The organism is Bacillus sp. KNSH39 (assembly GCF_052656585.1).
In genome coordinates this window covers 4198115-4211284 of record NZ_JBQXYO010000001.1, presented here as the reverse complement: position 1 = coordinate 4211284, position 13170 = coordinate 4198115, and the positions used below count along the sequence as shown (strand labels likewise).

Genomic DNA, 13170 nt, shown 5'->3' with positions numbered 1-13170 from the left:
TTTTTATGAGAAAATACGCAGCAATTGCTTTATGTACGTCTGCCATTCTAGCAGGCTGCAATACTAGCAATGTAAGCCAAGAACCTAAAAAAGAGAAAAAGGTTCAAGAAGTAGCTATACAAAAAGAGACTTTACAAGAACAAGGTAAAATTTCTTATACTCCCATCACACACGAATCTACAAACACAAGTATTCATATTACAGACTTAAAAGATTCTTTAAATGAAGTACAATATAAAATTTGGCGCACAGCTGATGGAAAGGAACGTGCTAAATCTTTTTCTTCTAAAGAAAAAGAGAAACAATTCACACTTCCTTTTGATATAAAGGAATTTGAAGGAAAACGCGGTGAGTTCCAAATTGAAGCAATAGGAATGAAAGAAGATGGGAAAACAATCCCGCTTACGAAATCTACTATTACTTTCGAACAAAAGGTTCCTGTTCTTATGTATCACGCAATTGATGATTATCATGGTCAAGGTATTAAAGACTTATTCGTATCACCAGCTAACTTTGAAGCACAAATGAAACATTTAAAGGGCAATGGTTATACGCTGTTAACGTTTGAACGCTGGGGCGATATAAATAAAGTAAATAAGCCGATTTTCGTTACATTTGATGACGGTATGAAAAATAATATGAATGCATTTCGCGTTTTACAAAAGCTAAAAGATGATACTTTTAAACCGGCAGCAACAGAATATATGATTGTTGATAACGTTGATGTAGAAGGAGCATTGTCTACTTCTGAAATAAAAGAAATGGTTAATTCCGGCATTTTCTCGGTGCAATCTCATACTGCAACACATGCAGACTTACCGAAAATTACAAACTATGAGGAAGAGTTAAAAGGTTCAAAAGAAAAGCTAGAAAAAATAACAGGTAAGCCTGTTATCGCGATTGCTTATCCATTCGGTCATGTAGATGATAAGGTTGTTGCAGAAACGAAGAAGTATTATCAATTTGCGACGACGACAAAGCCTGGGCAATTCATTACGAAGGGTGAACCTGATGAATTGTTAAAGATGAAGCGCGTTCGTATACACCATACAACGACTGTAGAGCAGTTTGCTTCCTCAATTAAGTAAATGTAAGAGCTCAATACATTTTGAGCTCTCTTTTTACTTTATATTTATATATATTTTTAGAATTTTCTTGTATTATATATAGTAAGAAATCTTTCAAATTAAAGGAGATTATACATATGTCATTTGAACAAACGTTAGAGAAATATGCTGCTCTTGCAGTTAATGTTGGTGTTAATATTCAACCTGGACAAACTTTATCAATTAGTGCACCTCTTGAAGCTGTACAATTTGTACGCCTCGTTACAGAAAAAGCATATAAATCTGGTGCAAAACACGTATATGTAGATTGGAATGATGAGACGTTAACACGCTTAAAGTTCGATCTAGCTCCTGAAGAAGCTTTCGCTGAATTTCCATCTTGGAAAGCACATGCTCGTGAAGAATTAGCAAAAGAAGGCGCTGCATTTATGTCTATCTATGCAGAAAACCCTGATTTATTAAAAGGTGTAGAAGCATCGCGTATTGCAACAGCTCATAAAGTAGCTGGAGAAGCAATGAAAGTATACCGTGATTACGTACAAGCAGATAAAGTAAGTTGGTGTGTCATTTCTGTTCCTACGAAAGAATGGGCTGCGAAAGTATTCCCTGACGTAGCGCCAGAAGAACAAGAAGCAAAGTTATGGGATGCTATTTTCAAAGCTACTCGTGCTGATTTAGAAAATCCTGTAGAAGCATGGAAAGAACATGATGAAACATTACATACAAAAGTGGATTACTTAAACGAAAAGCATTATAAAGCTCTTCACTATACAGGTCCTGGAACAGATTTAACAATCGAACTTCCAGAAAAACATGTATGGGCTGGTGCTGGTAGCTTAAATGAAAAGAACGTACCATTTATGGCTAATATTCCAACTGAAGAAGTATTTACAATGCCACTTAAAACAGGTGTAAACGGCCAAGTTTCTAGTACAAAACCGTTAGTATTTGCAGGTAATATTATCGATAATTTCACGTTAACATTTGAAAACGGGCGTATCGTAGACTATAAAGCTGAAGCTGGTGAAGAAGCTTTAAAACATTTAGTAGAAACAGATGAAGGTTCTCACTTCTTAGGAGAAGTAGCTTTAGTACCTCATGACTCACCAATTTCAAACACAAATGTTTTATTCTACAATACACTATTTGACGAAAATGCATCTTGCCACCTTGCAATCGGAAATGCTTATGCATTTAACTTAGTTGGCGGAAAAACAATGTCTAAAGAAGAACTTGCTGAAAACGGCGCAAACGCTAGTATCACACACAACGACTTCATGATTGGATCAGCTGAGCTTGATATTGACGGTATTACTGCTGATGGCAGACATGAGCCTATCTTCCGTAAAGGTAACTGGGCGTTTTAAATTTATTACCATAAAGAAACACATTGGATAATCCAATGTGTTTCTTTATTTATTTGGTTTCAATTCAAATTTTATCGTTCTATTTTCATGCGTAAACTCCGGTCTATACGTAGCGATATACGTATTTTCTTTCGCTACGTCAAATAGCATTATATCTTGAATTTTTTCATCTGGTGCTAACTTTTTACTAATAAAGCTATCAGGGTTATTATATTCTTTAAATCTTGTACCTTTCTTATCGGTAATCTCAAATTCATAAAATGCAAAAGGTATTTCCTTTTTACTATTATTTTCTACTTTGAAAATAATCCCCAAAATCTCCTCTTTCTTTTTATTCTCATCATAATCCGGATATCCTAATTTAACTGAATCGATAGTTACTTGCAAACCATCTACGTCTACTGTCTCCCCTATTTTATACACTTTATCTTGAACATCTTCTTGTTTACTTTCATTACTATCTTTAGTCTCAGTGCAAGCACTTAAACTAAAAGCTATGCCAAAAATTAAAACAATTTGACTTACCTTTTTTAACATACTCTTTCCTCCACATAAGACAATATTTCATATGTATCATAACAAAACGCTTTACTCTTTCTTGTCATATTTTGTCGTATTAATTGCTAACTGCACAAATAGAAAAAAGCTATCTTCTACAAAAGATAGCTTTCATGATGCCGATGAAACCTTAAGCCCAATGACACCCAAAACAATAAAAAGAATACAAAATGCTTGAAATAAACTAATATGCTCTTTAAAAAAGTACACACTAATGATTGTAATAAGTAATGTTCCAACGCCAGACCAAATAGCATAAGCAATACTTAAATGAATCTTTTTCACAACGATGGCAAACACGCTGAAACAAATCCCATAAAACACGAAAATCAGTACACTTGGAACGAGCTTTGTTAAACCATTTGATAGTTTCATCGCAATTGTTCCAGCTACTTCAAAAATAATTGTAACAAGTAATAATAGCCAATATACCATACTAGAATCTCCTTCTCTGTTACCTTATAGAGATTCTAGTATACTACTTATAGTCCCAATGAAATATATTTAATTTCTAAATATTCCTCGATGCCGAAATGGCCTCCTTCACGACCGATACCACTTTCTTTAAATCCACCAAATGGTGCTTGTGCAACTGATGGAAGTCCATCGTTTAGACCGATAATACCGTACTCTAACGCTTCACTAATTTGGAATGCTTGGCTAATGTCTTTCGTGAAAATATACGCAGCTAAACCGTATGGTGTATTGTTTGCACGTTCGATTACTTCATCAACTGTTTTAAATTTCGCAACTGGTGCCACTGGCCCAAATGTTTCTTCATTCATACAAAGCATCGTATCATTTGCCAACCCAATTACAGTCGGTTGAATGAAATGTCCCTCTAACTCTGCGACCTTTTGACCACCATATAAAACTGTTCCACCTTTTTGAATAGCATCTTCAATATGTTCTTGTACTTTTGAAACTGCATTCTCATCAATAAGTGGCCCGACAGTCGTTCCGTCACCGAAACCGTCTCCTACTTTCAACTGCCCTACTGCCTTTTGGAACTTCTCTACAAATACTTCGTATACTTCTTCTTGAACGAATACTCGGTTTGTACATATACACGTTTGTCCTGCATTACGGAATTTCGAACCAATCACCGCTTCTACTGCTTTATCTAAATCTGCATCATTCATTACGATAAACGGAGCGTGTCCCCCTAACTCAAGCGAAACTTTTTTCATCGTTTGCGCCGCACTAGCCATTAACTCTTTCCCGATTTCCGTTGACCCTGTAAAGGACACTTTTCGAACGCGACCATCTTCCATCCATGTATCAGCAATTGCTTTTGCACTACCTGTTACGATATTGATTACGCCCTTTGGAATATCTGCTTCATGGGCTAATTCAGCTAATTTCAATGCAGTTAATGGCGTTTGACTTGCCGGTTTCACAACGGCTGTACAGCCTGCTGCAAGCGCTGGGGCTACCTTTCTCGTAATCATAGCAGCTGGGAAGTTCCAAGGTGTAATAGCTGCCATAACGCCAACTGGTTGCTTCATAACTAAAATGCGCTTATTCGGATGAGCAGCAGGAATCATTTCACCATATACGCGTTTCCCCTCTTCTGCATACCATTCAACAAAACTGTTTGCATAATTTACTTCACCAAGCGCTTCTGCAAACGGCTTCCCTTGTTCCTTCGTCATAATCGCTGCGATCTCTTCTTTATTTTCATCAATAAGCATGAACCACTTTTTTAACTTCGTTGCACGATCTGCTGCCGTTAACTTAGACCACGTTTTAAAAGCTTCATGTGCAGCATCAACAGCTTGCTTTGCCTCTGTTACTCCGCCTTTTGGTACAGTTGCAAATATTTCCTTCGTCGCAGGATTATTTACTTCAATTTGTTCTTGTAGTGTAATCCACTCACCATTTATATACATCGCCTTTTTATCTATACTTACGAAAGTCGCCTTTTTATCCAATGTTTTCTTCCTCCTCTATGAACTTCTTAATTTTTCTAGTAGCAGCAGATTGACTAATTTGCAAAAACTCAGCCACTTTATAACTTGATCCATACGTTTTATACGCTTTAAGAATTATATTTCTCTCTACCTCTTCCAGCATTTTATAAAGGCTTTGCCCCGATTGTTCAACTGCAGCCTCTTGCATAGAGAGTGGCAAATCCTCTACCGTTACAACATCATCAACAGTAATAACAATTCTCTCAATTACATTCTCTATTTCTCTATTGTTCCCTTCCCACGGATATCCAACAAACATTTGTAACGTACTCGGCGCTAGTTTCACATCACGTCCGTACTTTTTATTAAAGTGCTGCAAGTAATGATAAATAAGCGGCAAAATATCTTCTGTTCTTTCCCTAAGCGGGGGAATTGCAATTGGAATGACATTCAAACGATAGTATAAATCTTTCCGAAATGTTCCTTGTTTCACCATCTCGCTTAAATCTCTATTTGTTGCCGCCACAATTCGAACATCTACTTTTTTTAATTCTCTTCCGCCTATAGGACGAAATGTTTTTTCTTGCAATACTTGCAAAAGCTTCGCTTGAATTTCAAGCGGCATTTCACCGATTTCATCTAAAAAAAGAGTTCCTTTATGCGCGGATTCTAATAGTCCCTTTTTCCCTTCACGATTCGCACCTGTAAAAGATCCACCTGAATATCCAAAAAGCTCCGATTCAATTAAATTAGTTGGTAATGCCGCACAATTAATTTCATAGAAACTTTCATGCTTACGGTGACTCACTTCATGTAAATGGCGTACTAATCGACTTTTTCCTACTCCAGTCTCGCCTAAAACGAGAACAGTACTATCCACTACAGATACTTTTTTGATTGTATCGACTATTTTTTGCATAGCTAGACTTTTAAAAATAAGTCCTTCATGCTCATATGTTTCTCTTAATTCTTTTTTATATGTTTTTAGCTGATTATCCATTTCCTCTACCTTTTGACGTAATTGATAGAGTTCAGTAAGGTCGCGAGAATAACTAATCACTCTTCTTAAATTTCCCTCATCATCAAAAACAGGCCTTGTACGAACGTGTAAATACTCTCCTGATTTTGTCGTTTGAACGAGTTCAATTGGCCTCTTTTTTTCAATCACTTCTAATGTCGCTGATGGATAAAAGATTCCATCCTTTTGTAGTTCTTTTACATGCTTACCAACTAACTCTTCTGCAGCTAGTTGGTAGTGCCTTTCACATGTACTATTTACACGCACAACGATCCCTTGCTCATCTGTAACAAAAATTTCGTCAAACGCATATTCAAATACATCTTTTAAATCCATTAACACTCGTTCCTTTTCTGCAACCATCCTAGCCACCCCTAACTTCAAATCCATCGATCCACTTCACTACCTTTATTATAAAGTGAATTTTCTGCATTTAATATAGAGTCAGCTAGAATGTTTGCTATTTATACTTCAGTTTTTAAACGCGAGCGATGTTTGTTTGCTCATAACAAGCTTGCAATGATTCTTCAATTATTGTTAAACCTTCTTCAAGTTGCTCATCTGTAATAACTAAAGGCATTAACACACGGATAACATTTCCATATGTCCCTGCTGATAATAACAGTAACCCACGCTTATTTGCTTCTGCACATAGATTAGCCGTTAACGTTTTGTCAGGTGCTTTCGTCTTACGATCTTGAACGACCTCAAATGCACACATTGCGCCTAACCCACGCACATCACCGATGCAATGATATTTATTTTTCATCTCTTCGAATCGGTTCATTACGACTTTTCCTAATTCTATCGCTCTATCATTTAATTTCTCATTTTCTATTACATCGAGAACAGCTAATGCAGCCGCACATCCTAATGGACTTCCTGCATACGTTCCACCAAGTTCACCTGGTGCAGACTCATTCATAATTTCTTTACGTCCAATGACACCACTTATCGGTACACCAGCACCTAATGATTTAGACACTGTAATTAAATCTGGAACGACATCATAGTGATCAATTGCAAAATATTTTCCTGTACGACTAAAGCCTGTTTGTATTTCATCCGCTACAAATAAGATGCCGTTCTCTGAACAAATGCGGCGTACTTCTTGAACAAATTTCTTACTTGGGACGATAAATCCACCTTCCCCTTGAACAGGTTCCATTACAACAGCTGCAATTGTTTCTGGTGCTACTTCCGATATGAAGAAGTTCTTAAACTCTTCAATAATAAAATCATCATACTGCTCTTCCGTTAATCCCTCTGGGCGACGGTATTCGTATGGAAATGGCGCTTTATATACTTCTGGAGCAAAGGGACCAAACCCAAATTTATATGGCTTCACTTTACTTGTCATCGTCATTGTCATTAATGTACGCCCGTGGAAACCTTTAGAAAATGCGATAATACCAGGTCTCTTCGTATATTTACGAGCGATTTTCACCGCGTTCTCAACTGCTTCTGCACCACTATTTAAAAACAGGACTTGCTTATCGAAACTTCCTGGTGCCAATGCCGCAAGCTTTTCTGCTAATTCAATATATGGCTCATACATCATGACGTTAAATCCAGTATGAATGTATTGATCGACTTGTTTATGGAGCGCTTCTTTAACCGTTGGATGACAATGCCCTACGTTAATTGTCCCGATTGCTCCTGCAAAATCAATGTACTGATTGCCATCAACATCTGTTACAAGAGCACCATTGGCAGATTGTACAAACGTTGGGATGCCGTTACTTACTCCTTTTGGTACTATATTTTGACGGCGTTCTAATAAAGATGCCGCTTTCGGTCCTGGAATTTGTTCATTTACTTTAGCAAATTTTTTTGTGTTCATTGCGTACCCCATCCTTTTCTTTACATTGTTTTCTCTTTTTATTGCAAAATATATGCCAACTTTCTTTTCTAGCATTTATCCTATATTCTTTGTATCCAGGCATAAAAAATAAGTCTATAAAGACTCATTAAGAGTCTTTATAGACTTATTTTCCTTACACATTAGACTTTTCTTTCTCCCAGAAAAACTCACCCGATTGAGAAATAAACTCTCCAACAGAATCTAACACTAAATCAGCAAGTGGTTCTAATGTTGGACGGTCTCCTGTACCAGATAGCACCCCAATTGCATAGCAATCGCCATTTTTAGCTAAATGTAAATCAGTTGGCGTATCTCCAACAACCGCAACCTCACATGATTCTAAATTAAATTTCTCACAAAACACTTCTATAATCTTTTTATCTGGTTTTTGCGCAGGGAATGTATCCGAGGCTATAATATAATCAAAAAAGTTCTCCAACTTATATTGTTTTAAAAATAATTCTGTTGGTGCGAAATCATCCGCCGTGACAACCCCTAATATAAATCCTTTATCTTTTAATGCCTGTAACACTTTCGGTAAGTCTGCTGTCATTTTCATATGCGAACGATGCTCATACATAAGGGAAAATAACTTCTCACTTACCCACTGATGCATCTCTTCTTCTCTAGCAGACTCAATATAATTACAAAGCCCCTTCGCTACATCAAGGCTTGTTCCAGCAGCTATTGCACTCCTTGGATTAACAAATGCTCCCTCTACACCAATCTCTTCTAATAAGGTCTGCCCTATTGTACTTGGTAAATGATATAAACTTATACATTCAGCTACAAGTTCTTCAGCTACTTTTATCCAAATTGAATGAAAATCCATTAATGTCCCATCTTTATCAAATAGTATTGCTTTTACCTTCTCCATAGCATCCTACCTCTCATTTCTTATCTCTTCTAGTGTATCAATAAAGTATGGATGTAAAATAAAAGAATTGTAAAAATACCATAAAAATCAAACTAACTCCCAATTTACAATTCATTTTAACAAAGTAAAAAAGGATGCCTTTACAGGGCATCCTCTTGATGTTCAGGAACAAATAGTTCTAAACAATGATATATATTTTCGAATTCCATCGGTGCATCTCCACCATACTCACCATCTAAATTAATCATTAGTTTATCTGGTGAATGTACTTTAATTCGGTTCGCTTGTGTATATAACACTTTTGGATTATTAATATGTTCACCACGTTGTGCTTGTGTTGCTGCTTTAATTAAATCAGCGATAGAACCTTTTTTCAGTACTAATAGGTCAAATAACCCATCGTTAATAGATGCATACGGTGCTACCTTTTCAAATCCACCTACTGAACGAGTATTCGTAATTAAAAACATCGTAATTTCTTCTTGTAGTAACTTTCCATCATACTCAATTTCAACATATGTCGGATGCAATGATGGTAACATCTCGATACCTTTTAGGTAATAAGCAAGCTGCCCTAATACTGTCTTTAACTTACTCGGTACTTCGTATGTTAATTCTGTAATACGACCGCCACCAGCGATGTTAATAAAATATGTATCGTTCGCTCTACCAAGGTCTAATGGCACTGTTTTTCCTTCGCAAATAATATCTGCTGCCTCTTCAATAGAACGAGGTACACCAATTGCACGTGCAAAGTCATTTGTCGTTCCAACTGGAATAATTCCAAATTTCGGACGGAATTCATGCCCAACTAAACCGTTTACTACTTCATTTAACGTACCGTCGCCACCAGCCGCAATAACAACATCAAACTTACGATCCGCAGCTTGCCTCGCCGCCACAGTAGCGTCTCCAGGACCCGTTGTCGCATGACAAGATGTCTCATAGCCAGCTTGTTCTAATTTTTGTAATACTTCTGGTAAGCTCTTCTTAAATAGCTCACGCCCAGAAGTAGGATTATAAATAATTCTTGCTCGCTTCATCATTTATTAGCACAGGAAATTTCTTTATGTATCGAAAAAGAACATACTGAACTTCTATTCAGTATTCCCATGCCTACCTCCTCTCATCTTGCTATCCTTCTTTTATCCCGCTCAAACAGGCAGTAAGAACCCGATTCGTGTAGTCCATCAAAAGTAAATATTCATTTCAATGTTTTTTTATTTGACCCCCAAATTTATCCCGCTATTTGCGGGCAGTAAATGCCCGATTGGTGAGGGCTAATAATCAGTGTTGGATGAACCTCCCACTGATTAAAGTTTCACTTTATTTCTATCCATTCTTCCATAAAAATTTACATATAACGAATAATAACTATCTATTATTTCATGAGATGAAAAAAACCTCTATGTTTAGATTTATCATTATTCCCACCTTTTTGCAACTATCATACCATAGTTGCTATACAAACATTTTTCCACTTTTGACAGTTAATCAAACGTTTGTTTAAACGATTTTGTCTCATTTAAACAAACGTTTGATTAACCTAGAAAAACACCCATGTACGGGTGTTTTTCTGCTTAATCTTTAAAAGTTACTACTATTATCGCTTATTAATCTCTTCAAGTAAGATTTTGTTAACAAGCGGTGGATTTGCTTGTCCTTTTGTAGCTTTCATAATTTGACCAACTAAGAAGCCAATTGCACGGTCTTTACCGTTTTTAAAGTCTTCGATAGATTGCTCATTATTATCAAGAATTTCTGTTACAACTTTACGAAGTGTACCCTCGTCAGAAATTTGAACAAGACCTTTCGCTTTAACGATTTCTTCTGGGTCTCCACCTTTTTCAATTAATTCATTAAATACTTTCTTCGCGATTTTAGAAGAAATTGTACCTTTTTCAATTAATTGAACCATTTTAGATAAACCAGCAGGCGTTAATGCAACGTCTTTTAATTCTTTTTGTTGTTTGTTTAAGTATGCAAGTACTTCACCCATTAACCAGTTCGATGTTAATTTCGCATCAGCACCGTCTGCAACAGTTGCTTCAAAGAAATCAGACATCTCTTTCGTTAATGTTAACACGTGTGCATCATAAGCTGGTAAGCCTAGTTCTGCAACGTAGCGAGCTTTACGTGCATCTGGAAGTTCTGGAATAGAAGCTCGAACTGCTTCTTTCCACTCATCATCAATGTAAAGTTCAACTAAGTCTGGCTCCGGGAAGTAACGGTAATCGTCAGATCCTTCTTTCACACGCATTAAGATTGTTTTCTTCGTTGCTTCATCATAACGACGTGTTTCTTGTTGGATGATACCACCAGATAACAGTTCTTTTTCTTGGCGCACTTGCTCGTGCTCAAGACCTTTTTGTACGTAAGTGAATGAGTTTAAGTTTTTCAGTTCCGCTTTTGTACCGAACTTCTCTTGTCCAACTGGACGAAGAGAAATGTTCGCATCACAACGTAAGGAACCTTCTTCCATCTTACAATCAGATACACCAGTGTATTGAATGATTGATTTTAACTTCTCTAAGTATGCATATGCTTCTTCTGGCGTACGCATATCTGGCTCAGATACGATCTCGATTAAAGGCATACCTTGACGGTTGTAGTCTACTAATGAACCATCAGCTGTATGCGTTGATTTACCAGCATCTTCTTCTAAATGAAGACGTGTAATACCGATACGTTTCTTTTTGCCGTCTACTTCGATTTCAATCCAACCATTTTCACCAATTGGCTTATCAAATTGAGAGATTTGGTAAGCTTTCGGGTTATCTGGATAGAAATAGTTTTTACGGTCAAACTTCGTTTCCGTTGCGATTTCACAGTTTAATGCCATTGCAGCTTTCATCGCAAAGTTAACTGCTTCTTTATTTAAAGTAGGAAGTACCCCTGGGTATCCTAAGTCAATTACACTTGTTTGTGTATTTGGCTCCGCTCCGAATTCTGTTGGACTCGCAGAGAAAATTTTCGAATTTGTTTTTAACTCAACGTGAACCTCTAAACCAATAATTGTTTCTAAATTCATCTATGCTCGCCTCCTTACAGACTTGCTTTTTTTGTATGATAGTCTGTTGCTTGCTCAAACGCATGTGCAACGCGGTAAATTGTCGCTTCATCGAAGTGTTTACCAATAATTTGTAGACCAAGTGGCATGTTGTTAGCACCGAATCCACATGGAACTGAAATCGCTGGAACACCCGCTAAGTTTACTGGGATTGTTAAAATGTCATTTGCATACATTGTCATTGGATCGTCAACTTTTTCTCCCACTTTAAATGCCGGAGTTGGTGTTGTTGGTCCAATAATAACATCATAGTTAGCAAATACATTTTCAAAGTCGTTCTTAATTAATGTACGTACTTGTTGTGCTTTTTTGTAATATGCATCATAGTAACCAGAGCTAAGAGCAAATGTACCAAGCATAATACGACGTTTAACTTCATCACCGAAACCTTCACTACGTGTGTTTTTGTAAAGATCTAATAAGTTATTTACATTATCAGAACGAACACCGTAACGCACGCCATCAAAGCGTGAAAGGTTAGCAGATGCTTCAGAAGAAGATAGTAAGTAATACGTTGCTAGAGCGTATTTAGAGTGTGGAAGAGATACTTCCTCCCAAGTTGCGCCCATACCTTCTAATACTTTTAAAGCAGCTAGTACTGACTCACGAGCTTCTTCGCCAACACCTTCGCCTAAGTATTCTTTCGGTACAGCAATGCGTAAACCTTTAACATCGCCTGTTAAACCAGCTAAATAGTTTCCAACTTCAACGTTTGCAGAAGTTGCATCCATGCGGTCAATACCTGAAATAGCTTGTAATAAGTATGCATTGTCTTCTACTGTACGTGTAATCGGTCCGATTTGGTCAAGTGAAGATGCGAATGCTACTAATCCGTAACGAGATACGCGTCCGTAAGTTGGTTTTAAACCTACAACACCGCAATATGCAGCTGGCTGACGGATAGAACCACCCGTATCAGAACCTAGAGAGAATAGTACTTCTCCTGCTGCTACAGCTGCTGCAGAACCACCACTAGATCCGCCTGGAACGTAATCTAAGTTCCATGGGTTTTTCGTAGCGTAGAATCCTGAGTTTTCATTTGAAGAACCCATTGCGAACTCGTCCATGTTTAATTTACCGATTGTAATTGTGTCAGCAGCTTTTAGCTTTTGCACAACTGTCGCATCATAAATTGGATCGAAGTTTGCTAATATTTTGCTTGCACAAGTTGTACGAAGACCGTTAGTTACAATGTTATCTTTTACACCAATTGGCATACCGAATAATAAACCATTATCTTCAGCGCCGATTTTTGCATCTAATTCTTTCGCTTTTGCGCGTGCATTTTCTTCATCTAATGTAAGAAAGGCTTTTACGTTATCTTCAACATCCGCAATACGTTTGTAAGATTCTTCTACTAAATCCGTAACGGAAATTTCTTTGTTGTTTAACTTCTTATGTAACTCTGATACTGAATGATCAAATAATGACATCGA

Annotated in this window: 11 protein-coding genes; 2 read left to right on the top strand and 9 right to left on the bottom strand. The window is 37.0% G+C overall.

Going from position 1 to position 13170, the window contains the following annotated elements:
• The first annotated feature begins 5 nt into the window (after positions 1–5).
• On the top strand, positions 6–1088 hold the full coding sequence (locus tag ACUL40_RS21575; RefSeq protein WP_001233736.1) for a polysaccharide deacetylase family protein: 1083 nt from the start codon (positions 6–8) through the stop codon (positions 1086–1088).
• A 116-nt stretch (positions 1089–1204) separates the two neighbouring features.
• Positions 1205–2434, top strand: a complete 1230-nt coding sequence (locus ACUL40_RS21570; RefSeq protein WP_000007349.1) for an aminopeptidase — start codon at positions 1205–1207, stop codon at positions 2432–2434.
• A 45-nt stretch (positions 2435–2479) separates the two neighbouring features.
• On the opposite strand, the gene ACUL40_RS21565 is transcribed toward ACUL40_RS21570, so the two are convergent.
• From ACUL40_RS21565 to gatA, 9 genes are all read right to left on the bottom strand, one after another.
• Positions 2480–2971: a DUF4352 domain-containing protein gene (locus tag ACUL40_RS21565; RefSeq protein ID WP_000915109.1), complete on the bottom strand. Its 492-nt coding sequence runs from the start codon at positions 2969–2971 to the stop codon at positions 2480–2482.
• Between the two features lie 132 nt (positions 2972–3103).
• Positions 3104–3427 carry a DMT family transporter gene (locus ACUL40_RS21560; RefSeq protein WP_000263262.1) on the bottom strand — a complete coding sequence of 108 codons (324 nt, stop codon included), beginning with the start codon at positions 3425–3427 and terminating at the stop codon, positions 3104–3106.
• A gap of 47 nt (positions 3428–3474) precedes the next feature.
• A complete protein-coding gene (gene gabD / locus ACUL40_RS21555; protein ID WP_000358124.1) occupies positions 3475–4926 on the bottom strand; it encodes an NADP-dependent succinate-semialdehyde dehydrogenase in 1452 nt (483 codons plus the stop codon).
• Positions 4919–6286, bottom strand: a complete 1368-nt coding sequence (locus tag ACUL40_RS21550) for a sigma-54 interaction domain-containing protein (protein WP_000225136.1) — start codon at positions 6284–6286, stop codon at positions 4919–4921. Before ACUL40_RS21550 ends, gabD begins: the two co-directional genes overlap by 8 nt.
• 115 nt (positions 6287–6401) lie before the next feature.
• Positions 6402–7766 carry a 4-aminobutyrate--2-oxoglutarate transaminase gene (gabT, locus tag ACUL40_RS21545; RefSeq protein WP_001093019.1) on the bottom strand — a complete coding sequence of 455 codons (1365 nt, stop codon included), beginning with the start codon at positions 7764–7766 and terminating at the stop codon, positions 6402–6404.
• 154 nt (positions 7767–7920) lie between these two features.
• A complete protein-coding gene (locus tag ACUL40_RS21540; RefSeq protein WP_000416664.1) occupies positions 7921–8664 on the bottom strand; it encodes an HAD family hydrolase in 744 nt (247 codons plus the stop codon).
• Between the two features lie 140 nt (positions 8665–8804).
• On the bottom strand, positions 8805–9710 hold the full coding sequence (locus ACUL40_RS21535) for a diacylglycerol kinase (RefSeq protein ID WP_000977679.1): 906 nt from the start codon (positions 9708–9710) through the stop codon (positions 8805–8807).
• A gap of 557 nt (positions 9711–10267) precedes the next feature.
• Positions 10268–11695, bottom strand: coding sequence for an Asp-tRNA(Asn)/Glu-tRNA(Gln) amidotransferase subunit GatB (gene gatB / locus ACUL40_RS21530; RefSeq protein ID WP_001047685.1), 1428 nt, complete (start codon positions 11693–11695; stop codon positions 10268–10270).
• A gap of 14 nt (positions 11696–11709) precedes the next feature.
• Positions 11710–13167 carry an Asp-tRNA(Asn)/Glu-tRNA(Gln) amidotransferase subunit GatA gene (gene gatA / locus ACUL40_RS21525; protein WP_000051433.1) on the bottom strand — a complete coding sequence of 486 codons (1458 nt, stop codon included), beginning with the start codon at positions 13165–13167 and terminating at the stop codon, positions 11710–11712.
• Positions 13168–13170: the final 3 nt, after the last annotated feature.